This window comes from Microbacterium rhizomatis (genome assembly GCF_008710745.1).
Classification (GTDB): domain Bacteria; phylum Actinomycetota; class Actinomycetes; order Actinomycetales; family Microbacteriaceae; genus Microbacterium; species Microbacterium rhizomatis.
In genome coordinates, this window is sequence record NZ_VYSA01000001.1 from 88,122 (window position 1) to 110,244 (window position 22,123).

At 67.7% G+C, this 22,123-nt stretch carries 18 protein-coding genes and 2 riboswitches; of the genes, 14 read left to right on the top strand and 4 right to left on the bottom strand.

The genetic code is table 11. The features are described 5' to 3' along the window. Positions 1 to 18: 18 nt before the first annotated feature. Positions 19 to 759 (bottom strand): NUDIX hydrolase, encoded by a 741-nt coding sequence (locus F6B43_RS00515; protein ID WP_150447029.1) that lies wholly within the window; start codon positions 757 to 759, stop codon positions 19 to 21. Positions 760 to 903: 144 nt separating this feature from the next. Here F6B43_RS00515 and F6B43_RS00520 point away from each other — a divergent pair, with 144 nt between their 5' ends. From F6B43_RS00520 to gcvP, 4 genes are all read left to right on the top strand, one after another. Then, on the top strand, positions 904 to 2,094 hold the full coding sequence (locus F6B43_RS00520; protein WP_150447030.1) for a MarP family serine protease: 1,191 nt from the start codon (positions 904 to 906) through the stop codon (positions 2,092 to 2,094). Positions 2,095 to 2,170: 76 nt separating this feature from the next. Then, positions 2,171 to 2,266: riboswitch (glycine riboswitch) on the top strand. A 1-nt stretch (position 2,267) separates the two neighbouring features. Beyond that, positions 2,268 to 2,375: riboswitch (glycine riboswitch) on the top strand. Between the two features lie 48 nt (positions 2,376 to 2,423). Continuing rightward, on the top strand, positions 2,424 to 3,623 hold the full coding sequence (locus F6B43_RS00525; RefSeq protein WP_150447031.1) for a glycine cleavage system aminomethyltransferase GcvT: 1,200 nt from the start codon (positions 2,424 to 2,426) through the stop codon (positions 3,621 to 3,623). Next, entirely contained in the window at positions 3,620 to 3,997 is a 378-nt protein-coding gene (gene gcvH, locus F6B43_RS00530; protein WP_150447032.1) for a glycine cleavage system protein GcvH, read from the top strand. Before F6B43_RS00525 ends, gcvH begins: the two co-directional genes overlap by 4 nt. Beyond that, on the top strand, positions 3,994 to 6,888 hold the full coding sequence (gcvP, locus tag F6B43_RS00535) for an aminomethyl-transferring glycine dehydrogenase (protein WP_150447033.1): 2,895 nt from the start codon (positions 3,994 to 3,996) through the stop codon (positions 6,886 to 6,888). The genes gcvH and gcvP overlap by 4 nt, the downstream gene beginning before the upstream one ends. An 80-nt stretch (positions 6,889 to 6,968) precedes the next feature. Here gcvP and F6B43_RS00540 read toward each other — a convergent pair whose 3' ends face one another. Together F6B43_RS00540 and F6B43_RS00545 are read right to left on the bottom strand one after the other, a co-directional pair. Then, a complete protein-coding gene (locus F6B43_RS00540) occupies positions 6,969 to 7,955 on the bottom strand; it encodes a hypothetical protein (protein ID WP_150447034.1) in 987 nt (328 codons plus the stop codon). 224 nt (positions 7,956 to 8,179) lie between these two features. Next, entirely contained in the window at positions 8,180 to 8,965 is a 786-nt protein-coding gene (locus tag F6B43_RS00545; protein ID WP_150447035.1) for a CPBP family intramembrane glutamic endopeptidase, read from the bottom strand. A gap of 186 nt (positions 8,966 to 9,151) precedes the next feature. On the opposite strand from F6B43_RS00545, the gene F6B43_RS00550 reads away from it, so the two are divergent. The 4 genes from F6B43_RS00550 (at position 9,152) to F6B43_RS00565 (ending at position 15,638) form a co-directional block, all read left to right on the top strand. Further along, complete coding sequence (locus tag F6B43_RS00550) at positions 9,152 to 10,942, top strand: ABC transporter substrate-binding protein (RefSeq protein ID WP_150447036.1); 1,791 nt, start codon at positions 9,152 to 9,154, stop codon at positions 10,940 to 10,942. A gap of 197 nt (positions 10,943 to 11,139) precedes the next feature. Further along, entirely contained in the window at positions 11,140 to 12,915 is a 1,776-nt protein-coding gene (locus tag F6B43_RS00555; protein WP_150447037.1) for an ABC transporter family substrate-binding protein, read from the top strand. A gap of 123 nt (positions 12,916 to 13,038) precedes the next feature. Continuing rightward, the gene (locus F6B43_RS00560) at positions 13,039 to 14,574 is read left to right on the top strand and encodes an ABC transporter permease (RefSeq protein ID WP_170285525.1); all 1,536 of its coding nucleotides are present in this window, start codon (positions 13,039 to 13,041) and stop codon (positions 14,572 to 14,574) included. Continuing rightward, positions 14,574 to 15,638 (top strand): ABC transporter permease, encoded by a 1,065-nt coding sequence (locus tag F6B43_RS00565; RefSeq protein WP_150447038.1) that lies wholly within the window; start codon positions 14,574 to 14,576, stop codon positions 15,636 to 15,638. Before F6B43_RS00560 ends, F6B43_RS00565 begins: the two co-directional genes overlap by 1 nt. A 5-nt stretch (positions 15,639 to 15,643) precedes the next feature. Here the strand turns inward: F6B43_RS00565 and F6B43_RS00570 are convergent, their stop codons facing one another. Further along, a complete protein-coding gene (locus F6B43_RS00570; RefSeq protein WP_150447039.1) occupies positions 15,644 to 16,255 on the bottom strand; it encodes a PH domain-containing protein in 612 nt (203 codons plus the stop codon). Positions 16,256 to 16,341: 86 nt separating this feature from the next. Between F6B43_RS00570 and F6B43_RS00575 the strand changes: the two genes are divergently transcribed. The 6 genes from F6B43_RS00575 to fdxA all read left to right on the top strand — a co-directional run bounded on the left by F6B43_RS00575 (position 16,342) and on the right by fdxA (position 22,108). Continuing rightward, positions 16,342 to 18,039, top strand: coding sequence for an ABC transporter ATP-binding protein (locus tag F6B43_RS00575; protein ID WP_150447040.1), 1,698 nt, complete (start codon positions 16,342 to 16,344; stop codon positions 18,037 to 18,039). A 141-nt stretch (positions 18,040 to 18,180) separates the two neighbouring features. Next, on the top strand, positions 18,181 to 20,100 hold the full coding sequence (gene typA, locus F6B43_RS00580; RefSeq protein WP_150447041.1) for a translational GTPase TypA: 1,920 nt from the start codon (positions 18,181 to 18,183) through the stop codon (positions 20,098 to 20,100). Positions 20,101 to 20,188: 88 nt separating this feature from the next. Further along, positions 20,189 to 20,971, top strand: a complete 783-nt coding sequence (locus F6B43_RS00585) for an AzlC family ABC transporter permease (RefSeq protein ID WP_150447042.1) — start codon at positions 20,189 to 20,191, stop codon at positions 20,969 to 20,971. Continuing rightward, positions 20,968 to 21,282, top strand: a complete 315-nt coding sequence (locus tag F6B43_RS00590; protein ID WP_150447043.1) for an AzlD domain-containing protein — start codon at positions 20,968 to 20,970, stop codon at positions 21,280 to 21,282. Before F6B43_RS00585 ends, F6B43_RS00590 begins: the two co-directional genes overlap by 4 nt. A gap of 56 nt (positions 21,283 to 21,338) precedes the next feature. Then, the gene (locus F6B43_RS00595) at positions 21,339 to 21,791 is read left to right on the top strand and encodes a histidinol dehydrogenase (protein ID WP_150447044.1); all 453 of its coding nucleotides are present in this window, start codon (positions 21,339 to 21,341) and stop codon (positions 21,789 to 21,791) included. Next, complete coding sequence (fdxA, locus tag F6B43_RS00600; protein WP_150447045.1) at positions 21,788 to 22,108, top strand: ferredoxin; 321 nt, start codon at positions 21,788 to 21,790, stop codon at positions 22,106 to 22,108. The genes F6B43_RS00595 and fdxA overlap by 4 nt, the downstream gene beginning before the upstream one ends. The last annotated feature ends 15 nt before the right edge of the window (positions 22,109 to 22,123 follow it).

Genomic DNA, 22,123 nt, shown 5'->3' on the forward strand with positions numbered 1-22,123 from the left:
ACTCCTAGGGGGTGGGGCTCAGTGACGGGCGACGAGCGGTCCGCGGTCGGCGAGCTCGACGTCGTGGTCGTACCGGTAAAGGCGCGCGGGACGGTGACTGCCGGTGCGGAACCGATCGGTGGGGGTGATGGCGTGCGAGCCCTCGGCCTGACGGCGGAAGTTCGCGGGGTCGAGGCGGCGCCCGAGGATGGCCTCGTACACCTCGCGGAGGTCGGCGAGGGTGAACTCGTCCGCAAGAAGACCGTGCGCGATGCGGCTGTAACCCACCTTGTTGCGAAGGCGCCAGAGCGCGTACTCGACGATCTCGTTGTGGTCGAAGGCGAGGCGAGGCAGGTCGGACGCGTCGAACCACGACACGTTCTCCTCTGCGACGGCCGCCGTGACCTCGTCCGGTCGCAGCAGCGCCCAGTAGATGATCGACACGACGCGGGTGGGGGAGCGATCCACATCGCCGAACGCGTACAGCTGCTCGAGATAGCTGGGGGTCAGCCCTGTGGTCTCGGCGAGGGTGCGGGATGCTGCGGCGTCGAGGCTCTCGGATGAGTCGAGCCATCCTCCCGGGAGCGCCCAATCGCCCTCGAACGGGTCGCGGGTGCGGCGCACCAGGGGGAGTACGACCGACGGGCACGTGTCGCCCTCGTCGCGGCGAAGGCTGAAGATCACGGTCGAGACCGCGACGCGCGTCACGTCGTCAGCGGTGCTGCGCGCGGCAGCGGCCGAATCGACGGTGTCCACCGTGCCGGATGCTGTTCGTGTCATAGTGACTTTAACTCCCGTGGTCGATCTTAGAGTCGCTCGGACCAGAAGGCAAACCGCCCGCTCTTCGGCTCGCTGTGGACAGACGCGATCTCACAGGGATGTTGCGTACGCTGATGCGCGCAATCCGCATCCCGAGAGGCCGCCGTGCTCGTCGTCGACATCATCCTGATCGTCCTGCTGCTGTCAGCCCTCGCGGCCGGCATCGCGAGCGGCGCGATCGCCAGTCTCGGCGCGCTCCTCGGCCTGGTCGCGGGCGGCCTCGCCGCGCTCTGGCTCATGCCGATCGTCAACGATGCCTGGCCGGCGCAGTCGTTCCGACCGTTCGCCGTGCTGATCGCAGGAATGCTCCTGCTCGGTATCGGCGTCGGACTCGGCGCGGCGATCGGGCGGGCGATCCGCAGCGGTGTCGACCGCACCGCGCCCCTGCGCGTGATCGATCGCATCCTCGGCGGCGTCGCGAGCGTGGTCGTTGCGGCGCTGGCGATCTCGCTCGTCGGCGCGGGTGTGGCCGCGACGGGTTCGCCGGGCATCTCGTCCGCGATCGCGTCCTCGCGAGTCCTGCAGACGATCGAGCAGCTGACACCTGACCCGATCGATGCGACGCTGGCCCAGCTGCGTGCCGCCGCGCTCGACGACGGCATCCCGCGCATCGCCGCGCTGCTCGGCGGAGATGCCGCGCCCACCGCTGCGCCGGTCGTGCTCGATGATCCCGCCCTGACGCAGGCCGCCGCATCCGTCGGGCTCATCTCGGGCGTCGCCTATGCGTGCGCGACGAGCTCGACGGGTTCGGGGTTCGTGATCGCGCCCGATCGGGTCGTGACCAATGCGCACGTCGTCGCGGGAGTCGAGCGGCCCGTCGTGCAGCTTCCGGGGAGGGATGCGCGGGAGGGCACCATCGTCTATTTCGACCCGGTCGGCGATCTGGCGGTGATCGCCGTTCCCGACCTCGGCGCACCCGCGCTCCCGATCGTCCCGACGCTGACGCCCGGGGCTGCTGCCGTGGTCCAGGGGTATCCGTACGGCGGGCCGTTCACCTCGGTGAACGCACAGGTGCTCTCGGTCGGCACGACCGACGTGGAGGACATCTATTCGAACTCGTCCCACTCGCGGGAGATCTACGCGCTCAACGCCGTCGTACGCCCCGGCAATTCCGGGGGGCCCCTGCTCACGGGAGCGGGCGAGGTCGCAGGCGTCGTGTTCGCCCGCGACCAGAACGACGAGAACCGCGGGTACGCGATGACCCCCGCAGAGCTGCTGCCGGTCGTGGCGCAGGCCGAGGGGCTCGTGGATGCCGTCCCTTCTGGGGTCTGCACGACGGCGCCCGCTCGCCCCTGACCCGCGGCGGTCCCTCGGAGTACGCCCGCGCGGGGGGCCGGCCGCTATGCTGGTCCCGCAACTGAAGACAGGCCGTATGTCACTCGCGGGAGAGCCCCGTTCCTCCGGGAACGAGCACCGAAGGAGCAAGCCTCCCCGCCAATCTCTCAGGTCCGCGTACCGCGCGTGTCCGGCCGCTCTGGAAAGCGATGTCGAGCGAAGGCTCGTCATCCGCCCACGGTGAAAGCAGAAGCATCCATTCGATGCCTCCGCGAAGCTCTCAGGCCCAAGACAGAGGGGGAGTTCACAGGCGTCGTCCGACGCCTCCCCGCACGAGACCGGGAGAACTCATGCCAGACCCCCGCTTCACCCCGCTTCGCGACCGCCATGAGGCGCTCGGCGCATCCTTCACCGACTTCGGCGGATGGATGATGCCGGTCCGCTACACCTCCGACCTCGCGGAGCATCGCGCGGTGCGCGAGGCGGCCGGCCTGTTCGACATCTCGCACATGGCCGAGTTCCTCGTCACCGGCACGCACGCGGGTGCCTTCCTCGATTACGCCCTCGCCGGGCGCCTGTCCACGATGAACGACGGACGCGCGAAGTATTCGCTCGTGCTCGCCGACGACGGCGGCATCGTCGACGACGTCATCGTCTATCGCATCGCGTCCGACAGGTATCTCGTCATCGCCAACGCCGGGAATCGGGATGCGGTGGCCACCGCCTTCGCCGAGCGCGCGCGCCGCGCGCCGGTCGCAGCAGCCTTCGTCGCCGAACCGAGCCGCGGCGTCTCGTACTTCGGGTACATCGCCGGAAGCGACCAGGCGAAGATCGAGGACGTCAGCGATCAGAGCGCCCTGATCGCGGTGCAGGGTGCGGCCGCACGGGGCATCGTCGAGGCGACGGATGGTGTCGCCGACGTATCGCCGCCGCTCGCCGAGCTCGGCTACTACGCCTGGGCGCAGGCATCCTTCCGGGGCGTCCCGCTGTTCATCGCCCGCACCGGGTACACGGGCGAGGACGGGTTCGAGCTGCTGGTTCCCTCTGCCGCCGCCGGTGATCTGTGGGATGCGGTGCTCGAGGCGGGCGCCCCGCTCGGGCTGGTTCCGGCCGGGCTCGCCGCGCGCGACACGCTCCGGCTCGAAGCGGGAATGCCGCTGTACGGTCATGAGCTCTCGCGCGACATCGTGCCCGCGCAGGCGGGCCTCGGCCGTGTGGTCGCGGCCGACAAAGACGACTTCGTCGGCGCTGAAGGCCTGGCGGCCGGGCCGGCCCCGGATTCCCCCGTGCTCGTCGGTCTGGTGTCGGACGGAAAGCGCGCCGGCCGTGCCGGCTACGCCGTGTACGACGAAGCGTCGGCCTCGGCGACCGCCGAGCCCGTCGGTGAGATCACGAGCGGTGCCCTCAGCCCTACGCTCGGCCACCCCATCGCGATGGCATACGTCGCGCCATCGTCGAGTGCTCCCGGAACCATCCTGTCCATCGACGTGCGCGGCACCCGCATCCCCGCAACCGTCACCGCCCTGCCCTTCTACCGGAGGAAGAAATGACCGATCTGAGCGCCCTCAAGTACACCGCCGAGCACGAGTGGATCGCCCTCGACGGCGATGTGGCAACTGTCGGGATCACCGACTTCGCGGCCGACAAGCTCGGCGACGTCGTCTTCGTCGATCTGCCCGCCGCCGCATCGAGTGTGTCAGCCGGTCAAGTGTGCGGCGAGATCGAATCGACCAAGTCGGTCGGAGAGCTCTACGCGCCGCTCACCGGCGAGGTCGTCGAGATCAACGACGCCGTGGTCGATGACCCGTCGCTGGTCAATTCCGACCCGTTCGGCGACGGCTGGCTCGTCAAGCTCCGCGTGGACGTCTCCGCGCTGGGCGAGCTGCTCGACCGCGATGCGTACGTGGAGCTGACCGGCGCATGAGCACGGCCTTCTCCTCACGTCACATCGGAACGGATGCCGCCGCCCAGCGCACGATGCTCGAGGCGGTCGGCTACGACTCGGTCGATGCCCTCGTGCAGACGGCGGTCCCGGCATCCATCCACGTCCGTCCGCGCACGACCAGCGGCATCCCCGTCGCGGCCACCGAGGCAGAGGCGCTGGCGGAGCTCCGCGAGCTGGCGTCGCAGAACCGCACGGCCCGTCCGATGATCGGGCTCGGCTACTACGACACGTTCACCCCCTCCGTCATCTCCCGGAACGTGCTCGAGAACCCCTCGTGGTACACCGCGTACACGCCGTATCAGCCCGAGATCTCGCAGGGCCGCCTCGAGGCGCTCATCAACTTCCAGACGATGGTGACCGACCTGACCGGCCTCACGACCGCGAACGCGTCGATGCTCGACGAATCCACCGCGGTCGTCGAGGGGATGCTGCTGGCCCGCCGCGCCTCGAAGTCGGCGTCGCCCGTGTTCGTCGTCGACGCCGATGCCCTGCCGCAGACGAAGGCGCTCCTGCACACGCGCGCGGACGCCGTGGGGATCGAACTCGTCGAGCTCGACCTGGCAGGCGGTGCCCTGCTCCCCGATGCGCTGTTCGGTGTCTTCGTGCAGTATCCGGGTGCGTCGGGCAACGTCTGGGATCCGTCAGGCGTCATCGACGCGGTTCACCTCGCCGGCGGCCTTGCGGTCGTCGCCGCCGACCTGCTCGCGCTCACCCTGCTGCGCTCGCCGGGGTCGCTCGGCGCGGATGTCGCGGTCGGGACGACGCAGCGCTTCGGCGTCCCGCTGGGCTTCGGCGGTCCGCACGCCGGGTACATGGCCGTGAAGCAGGGGCTCGAGCGGCAGCTGCCGGGCAGGCTCGTCGGCGTGTCTCAGGATGCCGCGGGCCACCCCGCCTACCGCCTCGCGCTGCAGACGCGCGAACAGCACATCCGCCGCGAGAAGGCCACGTCGAACATCTGCACCGCGCAGGTGCTGCTGGCCGTGATGGCGGCCATGTACGCGGTCTACCACGGACCGGCCGGCCTGCGCGCCATCGCGAGCGAGGTCGCTCAGAAGGCACAGGCTCTCGCCGAGACCCTGCGTTCGTACGACCTGCGGCTCGCGTCGGACTCGTTCTTCGACACGATCCGCGTTCACGTTCCGGGCGCCGCGCGGCGCGTGATCGAGCGTGCCCGCGAGCGGGGGTACCAGCTGTTCTGGGTCGACGACGGCACCGTAGGCATCGCGGTCGACGAGACCACCGACCCCCGTGATCTCGCCGCCGTCGCGTGGGCCTTCGGGCTTCCGGAGGGCGAATTCCTCGGCGCGGGCGAGCAGGGTGAGCGCGTCGTCCCCTTCGCCGGGGCCACCCCGCTCGCGGGGGTCGCGGCCACGTTGCTCCGCGAGGACGAGTACCTCCAGCATCCCGTCTTCAACAGCCACCACAGCGAGACGGCGATGATGCGCTATCTCAAGCAGCTCGCCGACCGTGACTACGCGCTCGATCGTGGCATGATCCCGCTCGGGTCGTGCACCATGAAGCTCAACGCGGCGACCGAGATGGCGGCCGTGTCGTGGCCCGAGTTCGCGCGCGTGCACCCGTTCGCGCCCGAGGCTGACGTGCACGGCTACCTCGCGATGATCGAGCAGCTCGAAACGTGGCTGGCCGAGATGACCGGATACGACGCGGTGTCGCTCCAGCCCAATGCCGGATCGCAGGGCGAGCTCGCCGGTCTCCTCGCGATCCGCGGCTACCACCGCGCGAACGGCGACCTCGATCGCATCGTCTGCCTCATCCCGTCCTCGGCGCACGGCACGAACGCGGCATCGGCCGTTCTGGCCGGGATGAAGGTCGTCGTCGTCGCGTGCGACGACGCCGGGAACGTCGATCTGGACGATCTGCACGCCAAGATCGGCCAGCACGCCGACCAGCTCGCCGCTCTCATGATCACCTACCCGTCGACCCACGGAGTGTACGAGCACGAAGTACTCGCGATCACCCAGGCCGTGCACGACGCCGGAGGGCAGGTGTACGTCGACGGCGCCAACCTCAACGCCCTGCTCGGCTATGCGCGGTTCGGCGATCTCGGCGGAGACGTCTCGCACCTGAACCTCCACAAGACGTTCGCGATCCCGCACGGCGGCGGCGGGCCCGGCGTCGGGCCGGTCGCTGCCAAGGCGCACCTCGCGCCGTACTTGCCGGGGCACTCGTTCTCGCAGCGATCCGACCACGCCGGCGGGTTCGCATTCGACGGCGGAGCCGTCTCCGCGGCGCCGCACGGGTCGGCCGGGATCCTGCCGATCTCGTGGGCGTACGTGCGGATGATGGGGGCCGCGGGTCTGCGCGACGCGACCGCCTCGGCGGTCCTCTCGGCCAACTACATCGCTGCGCGCCTGCGTCAGCACTACCCGGTGCTGTACACCGGCGAAGGCGGACTCGTCGCGCACGAGTGCATCCTCGACCTGCGTCCGCTCCGCGAGGAGACGGGGATCACGGTGGACGATGTGGCCAAGCGCCTGATCGACTACGGGTTCCACGCGCCGACGATGTCGTTCCCGGTCGCCGGTACCCTCATGGTCGAGCCGACCGAGTCCGAGGACCTGCCCGAGCTCGACCGGTTCGTCGAGGCGATGATCGCGATCAAGGCCGAGGCGCTGGCGGTGGCCGCGGGGGAGTGGCCGGCTGACGACAACCCGCTCGTGAACGCCCCGCACACGGCTCAGGCGGTGATCGAGGGGGAGTGGCAGCATCCCTACTCCCGAGAGGTCGCGGTCTATCCCGTGCACACCCTCGTGCGGACGAAGTACTGGCCCCCCGTACGCCGGATAGATCAGGCGTACGGCGACCGCAACCTCGTGTGCGCCTGCCCGCCGATCGAGGCCTTCGCCTGATCCCCTCTCTTGCTCGTTCCTGTTCGCGAGACCGGATAGGCGCCACGAAACGGTGACAGATGCACATCGTCTCGTGCTGACTATCCGGTCTCGCGGATCTGCCGGGGGGACAGCGCGGCGCGGAGCGTTGCGAGAGGCTCCGGCTCCGCGGGGGTGAGTGGCTGAAGACCGGCAGACAAGAGAATCTTCCGGAGGCGTTCGGGAGCGCGGACGTCGTCCCACCCCCACCTCGCGAATCCGTTCACCATCCGGCGGATGCCGTCTTCGCGGCGCTTCTCGTCGAACACGGCCTGCGCGGCATCCCGCTCCGGAGGGTCGTACTTGAGGCGCCCGTCGGCTTCGCCGACGATCCGCGCGTCGCGCCAGTAGTGGTCGACGTAGTACCGCTGACCGTCGACGAGGAACAGGACCTGAAGCTCCGGCGCAGGAAAACCGAGGAGTTCGACCGCTGCGCGGCTCACCGACTCGAGAGCGCCGTCTGCGGCAGCATCGCCCCGGTGCAGAGCCCAGCGCGCACGACGACGTCCGCGGCTGCTCTGCCGGGACGCGTTCACAGCCACGAGGTGTTCGACGCTGAGTCCCGGCTCTGCCCGGAGCGCAGCATCCACCACCGCGAGTGCCGTCGCGCAATGACGGGTTCGCGCGATGTCGACGGCAGTCTCGGCCCAGGAGGTGAGCTGGATGCCGCCGAGCGTCATCACCTGCCGCGGCGTCGAGGCGGTGTGGATGCGCAAACCCTTCCAGCTGCCCGAACTCGCGGCGGGGTCCCGAAGCACATGCACGTCCGGCGGCTCGCCGAAGATCGGCAGACCGAGCAGCACCGCCGCTGATTCGTGGCTGAAGGTGAGCCCTGGCATCGTCAGCGCCGCCGCATGCACTCGTGCGAGGTACCGGTCCCACGGCGCGAGAGCGCGCCACTCCGAGGTTGCCGTGTAGACGCCGTACCTGACCGACGTGAGTTCGCCCCGCGCGACGAGGACGCCGGGTCGAGGTATCGTCCGGGCTCGGATCAACGGGATCGGGCAAGGTCTGACATCCGCGACCGAAAAGTTCATCACGTCACTCATCCCGAAAGTGTGGACGTGCCGCTCGCTCGATCGACCCCGTCGACCCCGATCAGTGGATGACGCGCATCTCGTCGCTCCTGTGCAGGAACCGGCGCCCCCACCCCCCCGCCCCCGTCATCATCAGCGAGACCGGATAGACGCCACGAAAGGGCGACAGATGCCCCCGGTCTCGCGGCGACTATCCGGTCTCGCGGACTCGCGAGGGCGCGGCGAGGGGGGAGAGGCTAGGCGGGGGCGAAGACGCCCGGCCACAGCGCGGCCGCGAGGGGGTAGCCGACGAAGGCGACGATGTCGAGAAGGGTATGGGCGATCACGAGGGGCATCACCCGGCCCCATCGGCGGTAGCACCATCCGAAGACGACCCCCATCGCGAAGTTGCCGATGATCGCCCCGACGCCCTGATACGCGTGGTAGGCGCCGCGCAGCGCGGCCGTCGAGAGGATGATCGCCCACCACGACCAGCCGAAGCGGCGCAGGCGGTCGAACAAATAGCCGATGAAGATGACCTCTTCGGTCAGCCCCGCCCGGAGCGCCGAAAGCACCAGGAGCGGGACGGTCCACCATGCGGCATCGAGGGGCGACGCGGACACGTTGAGGGTCACGCCCAGCAGCCGGCCGACGACATAGAGGCCGAGCCCGGGAATCCCGATCACGGCCGCCAGCAGGAAGCCACGCGCCGCGTCGCTGCCGAAGTGACGGAAGTCGAGCCCGATGCGGTGCAGCGCATTGCTCGCCGGCTCCCAGAGCAGGAACACCACCAGAGCCACCAGAGCCAGGGAGAACCCCACGTCCAGCACCTGGTACAGGATGTCCCAGAACGCTGTGGCATCCTGAGGAGGGTTGAGTGTCGTGCCCTGGTCACCGAGTCCTTGACCCTGCTGAAGGGCCTGGATGCTCGAGCGAACGAGCGAGATCACCGAGTACAGCGCCGATCGGCCCACCGTGATCGCCAGAACGAGGGACACTTCCCAGATCAGTCGCGTCCGCTCGTAGCGAGCGGGGTCGCTCATCGGGGACGGGTCCACGTCTTCGTCGGGTCGAGAGGATCGCACCCCGTCAGGGTGCCACACGAATCGTGGGCTTCTGCCGAACCTGCGGCTTTTGACCGCACTCGATGACTTGTTTAGGGTCGAGTTACCCACGAGTTCGCGCGCACCGCAGGTGCGCCGGCACTGTGGGGTGGATCGGAGGGGACTGTGCGGTCAACAGCCGACCGGCGGCGGATGCTCGCGGTCAGCGGTACCGTGCTGGCGCTGGTGATCTCGCTCGCGGGGTGCACGGGAACCGAGACCCGGGTCGAGACACCCGACCCGGGACCGGACCCGCAGGTCGTGATCGGTGCCGCGAGCGAGCTGACGAGCTTCAATCCGGCTGCGGCACAGCAGGACACCGACATAAACGCGCAGATCTACTACGCCACGCACGAGACGTTCGGATACCTCGACGACACGCTTCAGATCGTGCAGAACGACGGGTTCGGCACGCTCGAGAAGATCTCCGACGATCCCCTGACCGTCAAGTACACACTGAACAAGGATCTGAAGTGGTCGGATGGTCAGCCGATCACGGCGGATGATCTTCTCTTCGGGTGGGCTGCCTCTTCGGGCTACTTCGACGACGCGACGCTCGGCTCCGACGGACAGATCGTCAGCGGAACCAGGTACTTCACACCCGCCTCGACGCCGTCGGGATTCCGCGATACCGCGGTGCCGGTCGTCAGCGATGACAAGCTCACGCTCACCCTCACGTATGACCTGCCGACGCCCGATTGGAATGTGAACTGGCTGGTGAGCCAGCCGCTGCACGTCGTGGCGCAGAAGGCCGGATTGACGGCGCAGTCACTGCTCGCCGCCATCAGGACCACCCCGAAGGGCATTCCGACGAAGCCCGAGACCCCGGACGCGACCCTTCTCGCCGCGGCCGATGTGTGGAACAAGGGTTTCGCGGCGACGTCTCTTCCCTCGGATCCCGCGCTCTACGTTTCAAACGGACCCTTCGTCGTGGAATCGTGGGTACCCGGAACGTCGATGACCCTGGTCGCGAATCCGAACTACCACGGCAGCCGTACGCCAAAGTTCTCGCGTCTGATCTACCGTTTCTCGCTCGGCACGGATGAGCTCGTCGAGGGGCTCCGCGACCACGACCTGGACATCATCAGTCCCCTCGCCACCGGAGAGACGCGTGACTCCCTGCAGGCGATCGAGGGCGCCGAAGTGCTCTCCGGCGGACTCCTCGCGTACACCCATTTCGACGTCCAGTACGCGGGGGCGTACACCGATCCCGATGTGCGGGAGGCGCTGCTGAAGGTGGTGCCTCGGAAGGATCTCGTCGATGAGCTCGTGCACCCCGTCGATCCTGAGGGCGCGCCACTGAACTCTCTCGTCTACCCTGTCGCCCAGTCCGAGCAGTACAAGAGTGCCGTCAGCCAGAATGGATCAGACGCCTACGCCGACGTCGATCTCGCGGGCGCCAAGACGCTGCTCGCCGGGAGGACTCCGACGCTGCGGATCCTCTACGACACCGGCGATCCGCAGTCGGCGGCCGTGTTCGCCGCCACTCGCGCCGCGGCGACGGAAGCAGGATTCGAGGTGGTGGATGTCGGCACCACGCAATGGCGGTCCGAGCTCGGCGGGGACGGATACGACGCCGTGATCGCGGTATCGGCGTCGCAGGCGGTCGACAACGGCCTCATTCCGAGTGTCTTCGCGTCCGAAGGTGCGAACAACGACACCGGAGTCAACATCCCGCAGGTGAACAAGCTGAGCCTGAGCCTGCAGACCATGACCGACCCGCAGGCCGTCGAAGCGGCGAGCATCAAGGTCGACGCGCTGCTCTTCAAGAACCACTACGGGCTGCCGCTGTTCCAGCATCCCGGCATCATCGCCCACTCGGACCGCGTGGCCGGAGTGAGCTTCATGGCGGGACCGGCCGGGCCGCTGTGGAATTTCTGGCGCTGGTCGGTCTCGGCCGCATCGCCCGCGCCCTGACGTTTGTCGGCTCTGTACAGCGAATGGATCGATCACGGGCAAATTGTTGAAGCCTGTCTCGATTGAGTTAAGGATATGTAACGTTTCCGCCAGCTGTTTTGACCAAGCCTCACGATTTACCTAGTGTTTCCCTATCTGTGACCCGGGTGAGCGAACAGCTCGCCGTGGGCACGTTCATCTCTTGCACAGGAGGAACATTGAAGAAGTCACGCTTGGGCGTACTGGCGGCGGTCGTCGTCACGGGTGCGCTCGCGCTTGCCGGCTGCACTTCCGGCGGCGGCGGAAGCTCGACCACCGCGCCGCGGACCGGCGGCACCGTTTCCATGGCCATCGTGAACGACTTGACGTCGCTCAACTCGAATACGCCCCAGGGCAACCTCGACACCAACGGACAGTACGTCTACCTCACGACCGGGTCGTTCCTCTACCCCGACAACAACTTCAACGTCGTCGCGGACACCTCGTTCGGAACGTACGAGAAGACCTCGGATGACCCGCTCACGGTCAAGTACACGCTCAAGAGCGGCCTCAAGTGGTCGGATGGCGAGCCCATCACCGCTGACGACATGGTGCTCGCATGGGCGATCGCGTCGGGCCACTACGACGACGCGACCCTGGACGCCGATGGCAACGTGACCGCCGGCACGCAGTACTTCGCCATCGCGGGCTCGACGGCCGGAATCGACTCCACGGCGTTCCCGACCGTCGGCGACGACAACATGTCGATGACGCTCGTGTACTCGGAGCCGTACGTCGACTGGAGCATCTTCAGCCCCATCGCGCAGCCGGCGCACGTGGTCGCCAAGAAGGCCGGTCTTTCGACGGCCGGCGACCTCACCAAGCTGCTCCAGGGTCTGCCCGCGGGCGACCCGAAGGCTCCCGTTGCGGCGAACGACACGCTCAAGAAGGCGGCTGACTTCGTCAACACCGGCTACGACATCACGTCGTTCCCGACCGACAAGGACCTTCTCGTCTCGAGCGGTCCCTGGGTCCTGTCCGCCTGGACGCCGGGCCAGTCGCTCGAGTTCTCGGTCAACCCGAACTACGTCGGTGACCACACGCCGAAGATCGACAAGCTCGTCATGCGAGTGATCGGCGACTCGGCGGCGCAGGTGACCGCACTCCAGAACGGTGAGGTCGACCTCGTCTACCCGCAGGCCTCCGCCGACACGAAGAAGTCGCTCGAAGCCGTCAGTGGCGCCACCGTCCTCACGGGCGACCAGGTCAGCTACGACCACCTCGACCTGAACTTCGGTTCCGAGACCTTCAGCGACGCAACCGTCCGTCAGGCCTTCCTGCTGACGATCCCGCGCCAGCAGATCCTCGACGCGATCGTCACGCCGGTCAACCCCGACGCGAAGGTGCTCGACTCGCAGATCTGGCTTCCCAACCAGGCGGACTACGCCGACTCGGTCGCGCAGAACGGCTCGGACGCGTACTCGAAGGTCGACATCGCCAAGGCGAAGGAGCTTCTCGCGGGTAAGACCCCGACCGTGAAGATCCTTTACAACACGAAGAACCCGAACCGCGTCGACGAGTTCCAGGCCATCCAGGCCTCGGCGGCACAGGCCGGCTTCAACGTGGTCGACGGCGGTGACCCCAAGTGGTCGACGCTCCTGTCGGCGGGTAACTACGACGCATCGCTGTTCGGCTGGATCAGCCCCGGAATCGGCACCGCGCAGATCCCGCAGCTGTTCGCTTCGGACGGCGGCGGAAACTACAACAAGTTCACCGCTGCGAACGACGACGCTGTGGCCACGCAGACCACGCTCGACCCCGACAAGCTGAAGACGCTCCTGCTGAGCATCGACAAGACCGCCTTCACCGAGGGCTACGGTCTGCCGCTGTTCCAGGCCGCGGGCATCTACGGCGTCGGCAGCAAGCTGGAGGGCGTGCAGTACATGGGCAACCAGACCGGCCCGATCTGGAACAACTGGGAGTGGTCGGTCAAGACCAGCACCAACTCCAAGTAGTACCTCCGCCGGGGTGTCATCGGGGATCTGATTCCCGATGACACCCCGGTTTGCCCGTATACCCATATGATCGGGCGGGACACCGCAAGGGATCCCGTCCGTCCCACGTCGAAGTGAGCGCCTGTGGCCGGTTTCATCCTCCGTCGAGTCGGGGTCTCGATCCTGATCCTGATCGCGGCATCGTTCGTGATGTTCAACCTGGTCGCCTATTCGACCGATCCTCTCGAGGATCTGCGTTCGTCCAGCCTCCCCAACAAGGAGCAGCTGATCCAGGCGCGCATCCAGATCGCGAACCTCGACGTCATCCCCCCCGTCCGCTGGCTGATGTGGCTCGCCGGCGTAGGCAAATGCCTCGTGCCGTTCGTCGCCCAGTGCGACCTCGGTCAGACCTTCCAGGGCGCGCCCGTCACCGACATCCTCCCGACCGCCATGGTCGCGACCGTGCAGATGGTGACCGCAGCGCTCATCCTCGCGATCCTGTTCGGCATCGCCACGGGCATCCTCTCCGCCCTTCGCGAGAACAGCGGCTTCGACGGCTCGTTCACCGTTCTCAGCCTGTTCCTCTACTCGCTGCCGTCGTTCCTCGCCGCAGCGATGCTCAAGACCTTCGTGGCCATCGGCTTCAACGACTTCCTGCAGGATCCGGTCATCCCGATCATCGTCGCGATCATCATCGGCGTGGTGGTGGCGATCATCGTGCAATCCGTGATCGGCGGCAACCGGCGCAAGCGCCTGATCTCGTTCGGGATCAGCTTCGCGATCACTGCAGGCATGCTGCTCTGGATGAGCCTGACCGGGTGGTTCCTCACTCCCGGCATCGGGCCGATCGGCATCATCGTGTTCAGTGCAGGCATCGCGATCGGGCTGACGGCCCTCCTGGCTGGTCTCCACCAGCGGCGGGCGCTCCTCACGGCCGGCATCGTCGCCGTCGCCGGGATCGCGTCCTACTTCCTCCTTCAGCCCCTCTTCGACATCTCCACGCCCGGCACGATCGTGATCCTCGCGGTCGTCGCCCTCCTCGTGGGCGCGCTGACCGGCTTCCTGGTCGGCGGCGACGACCGCAGGCAGAACATCCGGCTCGGGATGCTGGTCGCCCTGCTCATCGGGATGCTCATCCTCGTCGACCGCTTCATGCAGTCCTTCCCCGGATACATGGACGACATGAGCGGACGCCCGATCGCGACGGTGGGCTCGTCCACTCCCGGTTATGATCCGGACAACATGTGGCGCACGGGCCTGGACGTGTTCTTCCACCTGCTGCTTCCCACGCTTTCGCTGCTCACGATCTCGTTCGCCGGGTACACCAGGTACGCGCGAGCGGGCATGATCGAGGTGCTGAGCCAGGACTACGTGCGAACCGCGCGCGCCAAGGGAATGCCCGAGCGTGTGGTGGTCGTGCGTCACGCCTTCCGCAACGTCCTGATCCCCATCACCACCCTCATCGCCACCGACCTCGGCGCTCTCCTCGGTGGCGCGATCATCACGGAGTACATCTTCGCGATACCCGGTATGGGCGCGCTGTTCCAACGATCTCTGGGGCCAGGTGACATATACCCGGTGATGGGGTACTTCCTCGTCATCGCCGTGATGGCGATCCTGTTCAACTTCCTCGCCGACCTCGCATACGCGGCGCTCGATCCGAGAGTGAGGGTCCGTTGATGTCCGCATCGCTGCCCAGCACGGTCGACGAACTCGACCGCAAGCCTTCCGTCAGCCAAGGCCGTCTCGTCCTGCGGCGCTTCCTCGCCCAGCGCACCGGGCTGATCGCGCTCATCGTCCTGCTCGCGGTCGTCATCTTCGCGACCTCCGCGATCGGCCTCGGGCCGATCCCCGGGTGGTGGCAGTACAACTACTACGACCTGTCGACGGGCATCGTGAACGGCGGCGAACCGACGCTCCAGCTGTTCCCGTTCTCTCTCGGTGACCATCCCTTCGGACAGGACCGCATCGGCCGCGACTACTTCGCGATGACGATGCGAGGCATCCAGAACTCGTTCGTCGCGATGATCCTCATCACCGGTATCGCGCTGATCGTCGGCGTGACGATCGGAGCCATCGCGGGCTATTACCGCGGCTGGGTCGACTCGGTGCTCATGCGCATCACCGACGTCTTCATCGTCATCCCCGCGATCATCATCGCTGCCGTCGTGGGTAACTGGGCCGGTGCGGTGGGCGTATGGGTACTCGGGATCATGCTCGGCTTCGTGAGCTGGATGGTGATCGCCCGTCTCGTGCGCGGTGAGTTCCTCTCTCTCCGCGAGCGTGAGTTCGTCGAGGCCGCGCGCGTCGCGGGCGCCTCCGATGCGCGCATCATCTTCCGGCACATCCTGCCCAACGCGACCGGTGTGATCATCGTTTCGGGGTCGTTGCTGGCGGCGGCGGCGATCCTCCTGGAGGCGGCGATCTCGCTCCTGGGCTACGGCATCCGCTCACCTGACGTGTCTCTCGGTCTTCTGATCGGCGTGAATCAGTCCGCGTTCACGGTTCGTCCGTGGCTGTTCTGGTGGCCGGCGATCTTCATCGTGACGCTGGCGCTTTCGGCCAACATCTTCGGCGACGCCCTTCGCGAAGCGTTCGATCCGCGCAGCAGAAGGTTCTCGATCCGCCGCACGAAGGACGCTCCGGAGCCCGACGAGCCGCTGACGTTGCTGGATGCTGCGGCAGAGGACCCCGTGGACCGTCGCCCCGACATCGAAGACAAGCGGCCGGAGCGAGGACTGTGACGCTGCTACAGCGCGAGCAGAGCCGGAACGCTCGCCGCGGCCAGGAGCACCACGGCGATCATCGTCGCGGAGTGGAGTCGTACGCTCGGTCGGTCGGTGTCGGCGCGACCGATGGGTATGCGCTCGCCTTCGACCAGATCGAGCCAGCGGCGTCTGACGATGTACGCGGCGTCACCCGAATCGGTGCCGAGGGCGTCGGACTTGCGCACTCCGCCGTCGCGCCCCACCTCGGGACTCGTGCTGTCTCGACCCAGATGGGGTCGCGCGATGAATCCGGGCGCGGGCGCCGCGGACGAGCGGTAGCGCCGCTTCGGGGTGACGATGGTCAGAGCCCATTGCGTCTCGACGGCGATGACCGACGTCCACGGGATCGACACCGTGTGGAACAGGTCGTCCAGGACGACGCCGTCATCGTCGACCACGACGCGCGGCTGCCAGAGCAGTTCATAGACCAGCAGGGCGATCAGCGCCAGGGGGACCAGCGCGTACACGGCTCTCGCGGAATCGAACGCGGTGACGATCGTGGCGATGCCGGAGGCAGCGAGGATCACCCATGCGATGACCGCGATGACGGTGCTCGTGCGCGAGCGGTAGACGATGGGCGTGCTGCTTTCCATCCGTCCATCGTCGCACCACCGGCCGGCGATCACGCCGCGTCCTCGTCTGCACGGAGCGTTGTCAGCTCGAAGGAAGGATCCCGTCGATGAACGTTTCCGGAGTCGGCTACGGCCCGAAGATGTCCGGTCCCACCCAGCTCGCCCCGGTGCTGGAGGTCACAGATCTGTCGGTGGACTTCGGCGTCGACAACGTCTGGGTTCCCGCCGCCAAGCACGTCAGCTATCAGATCGCTGCCGGCGAAGTCCTCGCCATCGTCGGGGAGTCCGGTTCCGGCAAGAGCGTCAGCTCCCTCGCACTGCTCGGGCTGCTTCCCAACAACGCGCGGGTCTCGGGCAGCGCGAAGCTGCTCGGCCGTGAGCTACGCGGCCTCTCGCCCCGCCAGCTGCAGGACGTCCGCGGCAAGCAGATCTCGATGATCTTCCAAGAGCCGATGACCGCGCTCAACCCCGTCCTCACGGTCGGATTCCAGATCGTCGAGACGCTGCGTCAGCACTTCGGCATGTCTCCCGCGCAGGGCAAGGTGCGAGCGATCGAGTTGCTCGGCCTCGTGGAGCTCCCGGACCCGGTGAAGGCGTTCGATTCCTACCCCCATCAGCTGTCGGGCGGTCAGCGGCAGCGCGCCATGATCGCGCAGTCGCTCTCGTGCGACCCGGTGCTCCTCGTCGCGGATGAGCCGACGACCGCTCTCGATGTCACCGTGCAGGCCGAGATCCTCGACCTCATGCGCAAGCTGCAGCAGCGGATGGGCTCGGCGATCCTCCTCATCACCCATGACATGGGCGTCGTCGCGGACATGGCCGATCGCATCGCGGTGATGCGCACCGGTGAGATCGTCGAGACCGGTACCGTCGCGGAGGTCTTCGCCGACCCTCAGCATCCCTACACGCAGGCGCTGCTGGCCGCCGTTCCGCGCATCACCGTGGCGAGCGAGGACGATCCGGCACCGGTCGTGGCCGCTCCGACCGATCGACCGATCGCCGTGTCGTTCACCGACGTCGCGATCGAATATCCCAAGCGGGGCAGGGTTCCCGCGTTCCGGGCGGCAGATCAGATCACCCTCGACATCTACAAGGGTGAAGTGCTCGGACTCGTGGGCGAATCCGGTTCGGGGAAGACGACCATCGGGCGTGCGACGATCGGCCTCCTCCCCGTGCACTCCGGCCGTCTCGAAGTCGCGGGCCTGGACATCTCCCACGCCAACCGGAACCTCATCCACGAGCTGCACCGGACGGTCGGGATCGTCTTCCAGGACCCGTCGAGCTCGCTCAATCCGCGCATGACGATCGGCGATTCGATCGGCGAGCCCATCTTCCTCTCCGAGGGGGTCAAGGGTGCCGCCCTCGACAAGCGCGTCGGCAACCTGTTGGATTCGGTGCGCCTTCCGTGGGCGTACTCGTCGCGGTTCCCTCACGAACTCTCGGGTGGCCAGAAGCAGAGGGTCGGCATCGCGCGGGCGCTCGCGCTGAATCCCGACGTCCTCGTCGCCGACGAACCCACGAGCGCACTGGATGTCTCGGTGCAGGCGACCGTGCTGGAGCTGTTGCGCGAACTTCAGCGCGAGCGCGGCTTCGCATGCCTCTTCATCAGCCACGACCTGGCTGTGATCGACGCGCTGGCCGATCGCATCGCGGTGATGTGGCACGGAAAGCTCGTCGAGGTGGGTACACGCGATCAGATTCTGCGCAATCCCCGCGAGGACTACACGAAGCGTCTGATCGCGGCCGTTCCCGTGCCGGACCCGGAGATCCAGCGCGAGCGCCGCGAGGCCCGCGGAGCGGCCTGACCGGCCACCCAGGGCGCCGCGCACGGGTGCGAGCACCCTCCCGGAGCCGCGTGGGATCTCCCGTCGGGAGTCGGTCAGGCGCGACCGAGTAGAATGAGTGAGCCCTCTTTCGGGCGAATCCCCAATCTGCAAGGACCTTTCATGGCGCGCGCCCACCGTTCAGACCTCCGCAACGTCGCGATCGTTGCCCACGTCGACCACGGCAAGACGACGCTCGTCGATGCCATGCTTCGTCAGACCGGCTCGTTCGGCGAGCACGCGCACGTCGACGAACGCGCGATGGACTCGAACGATCTCGAGCGTGAGAAGGGCATCACGATCCTCGCCAAGAACACGGCGATCACGTACAAGGGCGCCCACGCCACGGATGGTCCCGTGACGATCAACGTCATCGACACGCCCGGTCACGCGGACTTCGGGGGCGAGGTCGAGCGCGGCCTGTCGATGGTCGACGGCGTCGTGCTCCTGGTCGACGCCAGTGAAGGGCCGCTCCCGCAGACGCGCTTCGTGCTGCGCAAGGCTCTCGAGGCCAAGCTTCCCGTCATTCTCCTCGTCAACAAGACCGACCGCCCCGACGCGCGCATCGCCGAGGTGGAGGAAGAGTCGCACGACCTCCTCCTCGGGCTCGCGTCCGACCTCGTCGACGACGTTCCCGACCTCGATGTCGACGCCCTGCTGGATGTGCCCGTCGTGTATGCGAGCGGGCGTGCGGGCGCGGCATCCCACAATCGGCCCGCCAACGGCAGCCTTCCCGACAACGACGACCTCGAGCCCCTCTTCGAGGCGATCCTCGAGCACGTCCCCGCCCCCTCGTACGACGACGAGGCTCCGCTGCAGGCGTGGGTCACGAACCTCGACTCGAGCCCGTTCCTCGGTCGTCTCGCCCTGCTTCGCGTCTTCAACGGCACGCTCAAGAAGGGCCAGACGGTCGCCTGGGTGCGCGCCGACGGCACGACCAGCAACGCGCGCATCACCGAGCTGCTGAAGACGCGCGCGCTCGAGCGCTACCCGGCTGAGAGCGCCGCGCCCGGCGACATCGTCGCGATCGCAGGCTTCCCCGACATCACGATCGGGGAGACGATCGCCGACCCCGACGACGTGCGTCCGCTCCCGCAGATCCACGTCGACGATCCGGCCATCTCGATGACGATCGGCACGAACACGTCGCCGCTGGCCGGCAAGGTCAAGGGGCACAAGCTCACCGCGCGGCTGGTGAAGGACCGGCTCGACCGCGAGCTGATCGGAAACGTCTCGCTCAAGGTCGTCGACATCGGACGCCCCGACGCGTGGGAGGTGCAGGGCCGCGGCGAACTGGCTCTCGCGATCCTCGTCGAGAACATGCGCCGTGAGGGCTTCGAGCTCACCGTGGGCAAGCCCCAGGTGGTCACCAAGAAGGTCGACGGCAAGACGTACGAGCCGTTCGAGCACCTGACGATCGACGCCCCTGAGGATTACCTCGGTGCGATCACGCAGCTGCTGGCCACCCGCCGCGGTCGAATGGAGAACATGACAAACCACGGCACCGGCTGGGTGCGGATGGAGTTCGTCGTGCCTTCGCGCGGCCTGATCGGCTTCCGCACCGAATTCCTCACCACCACGCGCGGCACGGGCATCGCCAACGCGATCTCGCACGGCTACGAGCCGTGGGCCGGCCAGATCGTCACGCGTCAGAACGGATCGATCGTCGCGGACCGCAGCGGCGTCGTCACCCCCTTCGCGATCATCGCCCTCCAGGAGCGCATGTCGTTCTTCGTGCAGCCCACGCAGGAGGTCTACGAGGGCATGGTCATCGGCGAGAACTCGCGCAACGACGACATGGACGTGAACATCACGAAGGAGAAGAAACTGACCAACATGCGTCAGTCGACCTCCGACACGTTCGAGTCGATGACGCCGTCGCGTCAGCTCTCGCTCGAGGAGAGCCTCGAGTTCGCCCGCGAGGACGAGTGCGTCGAGGTCACGCCTGAAATGGTGCGCATCCGCAAGGTGAATCTCGATGCGACCGAGCGCGCGCGCGCCACGGCCCGCCTGAAGCGTCAGGACGCGAACGCGAGCGCCTGACCCCGGAGGGTCCGCGGTGGCAGGAATGCGGCCACGGATGTCGGATCGGCCACGTGGGCCAGGGACGCACGCTCGATAAGCTCGGGCGGTGACGTCGCGCTCCACCCCCGCTGAGCCTGACCCGTCTGCACGGCGCGCTGCGCGGTCGGGGCTGGGCGTGGCGCTGGCCACGAGCGCGTACGGCATCTCGTTCGGCGCGCTGGCCGTGGCATCCGGTCTCGACATCTGGCAGACGTGCGTCCTGAGCCTGTTCATGTTCACGGGTGGATCGCAGTTCGCCTTCGTCGGCGTCTTCAGCGGCGGCGGGCTCGTCGCCCTTCCCTCCGCTGTCGCCTCTGCGTCGCTCCTGGGCGTCCGCAACGTCGCCTACGGAATGCGCATGTCGCCGGTCATCGGCCCGGGTGCGTGGCGGCGGGCGGCCGCCGCGCAGTTCACGATCGATGAGTCGACCGCTGTGGCGCTCGCCCAGACGACATCCAGAGCCCGCACCGTGGGCTTCTGGGTGACGGGCCTCGGCATCTACATCGGCTGGAACCTCTCGACACTCGCGGGCGGGCTCCTCGGTGATGTGCTGGGCGACCCGAGAGCGTACGGATTGGATGCTGCGGCCGCGGCCGCATTCCTGGCACTCCTCTGGCCGCGACTGCGTCAGCTTCAGGCGATCGCCGTCGGCGTCGCTGCCGCGGTCGTCGCGGTCGCCCTCACTCCGGTGCTCATGCCCGGAGTGCCCGTCCTCGTCGCAGCGATCGTGGCGATCATCGTCGGGTGGTTCAACTGGCTCGGACGCCGCAGCGCCGACGTGGCCGCGCGTGTTCACAGGTGGGGCGAGGACGAGCCGGACGACGTCCCGGAGCGCGAGGGGCTGCCGTGACTCTCTGGACCGCCGTCCTCCTGGCATCGAGCATCTGCGTCGCGCTCAAGGGGCTCGGCTATCTCGTCCCCCCGAGGCTGCTCGAGGCGCCCCGGCCGGCCCGGATCGCCGATCTGCTCACCGTCGCGCTCCTGGCTGCGCTCGTCGGGGTGCAGACCCTCGCGTCAGGGCAGGAGATCGTCGTGGATGCACGCATCCCGGCCCTTCTGGTGGCCGGGGGACTCCTCCTCGTGCGAGCCCCGTTCCTCGTCGTCGTGATCGCGGCCGCTGTGGTCGCCGCCGTGCTGCGACTGTGGGGCCTCGCGTCGTGACGGCGTGCGTCCTCGCTTCCCAGGCTGCTCGGCGACCGGCGACCTAGACTGGCGCCGTGGCATTCTCCTGGTCTCGGTTCGGCTCGTGGATCATCGCGCTCATCGTCGGTGGTGTTTACGGACTGGCGGGCACGATCGCCCAGTCCTACATGCTGGACTGGTTCCCGCTCGGACTGGCGCTGGCGGTGATCGGCAGCGCCGCGCTCCTCGCGGCCGTGCGGCTGCTCACCTCCGACCGCTGGGCGGCGCTGGCAACGGGCATCGGCATGATGCTGACCACCCTCGTCTTCTCGGGCCGCGGCCCCGGCGGATCGGTGATCGTTCCGGCCGCCGCCCCCGACGCATTCCCGGTGGGCATCGTCTGGACGATCGCCGTGCCCGTGCTCGTCGCCCTCGTCGTCGCGTGGCCCGACCTCTCCGGCATCCGCCGGGGTGACGCCGAGGTGGCCGCGACACCGGGCGAGCACGTCGCCGAGCTCGGCGCGAGCCCAACTAGACTGAACCCGTGACGTATGTGATCGCCCTCCCGTGCGTCGATGTGAAGGACCGCGCCTGCATCGACGAGTGCCCGGTGGACTGCATCTACGAGGGCGACCGGTCGCTCTACATCCACCCCGACGAGTGCGTGGACTGCGGTGCATGCGAACCGGTCTGCCCCGTCGAGGCGATCTACTATGAAGACGACCTGCCGGAAGAGTGGTCTGACTACTACAAGGCCAATGTCGAGTTCTTCGATGAGGTCGGCTCTCCGGGCGGCGCCGCCAAGGTCGGCGTGATCCACTCCGACCACCCCATCATCGCTGCACTCCCGCCGCAGGGCGAGTGACCTCCCGAGTGATCG

Excerpts from the sequence above, each read along its gene's own strand:
- F6B43_RS00570 (WP_150447039.1), bottom strand. The coding sequence starts at position 16,255 with ATGGAAAGCAGCACGCCCATCGTCTACCGCTCGCGCACGAGCACCGTC.
- F6B43_RS00525 (WP_150447031.1), top strand. The coding sequence starts at position 2,424 with ATGCCAGACCCCCGCTTCACCCCGCTTCGCGACCGCCATGAGGCGCTC.
- F6B43_RS00575 (WP_150447040.1), top strand. The coding sequence starts at position 16,342 with ATGAACGTTTCCGGAGTCGGCTACGGCCCGAAGATGTCCGGTCCCACC.
- F6B43_RS00545 (WP_150447035.1), bottom strand. The coding sequence starts at position 8,965 with ATGAGCGACCCCGCTCGCTACGAGCGGACGCGACTGATCTGGGAAGTG.
- F6B43_RS00515 (WP_150447029.1), bottom strand. The coding sequence starts at position 759 with ATGACACGAACAGCATCCGGCACGGTGGACACCGTCGATTCGGCCGCT.
- typA (WP_150447041.1), top strand. The coding sequence starts at position 18,181 with ATGGCGCGCGCCCACCGTTCAGACCTCCGCAACGTCGCGATCGTTGCC.
- F6B43_RS00565 (WP_150447038.1), top strand. The coding sequence starts at position 14,574 with ATGTCCGCATCGCTGCCCAGCACGGTCGACGAACTCGACCGCAAGCCT.
- gcvH (WP_150447032.1), top strand. The coding sequence starts at position 3,620 with ATGACCGATCTGAGCGCCCTCAAGTACACCGCCGAGCACGAGTGGATC.
- F6B43_RS00540 (WP_150447034.1), bottom strand. The coding sequence starts at position 7,955 with ATGAGTGACGTGATGAACTTTTCGGTCGCGGATGTCAGACCTTGCCCG.
- gcvP (WP_150447033.1), top strand. The coding sequence starts at position 3,994 with ATGAGCACGGCCTTCTCCTCACGTCACATCGGAACGGATGCCGCCGCC.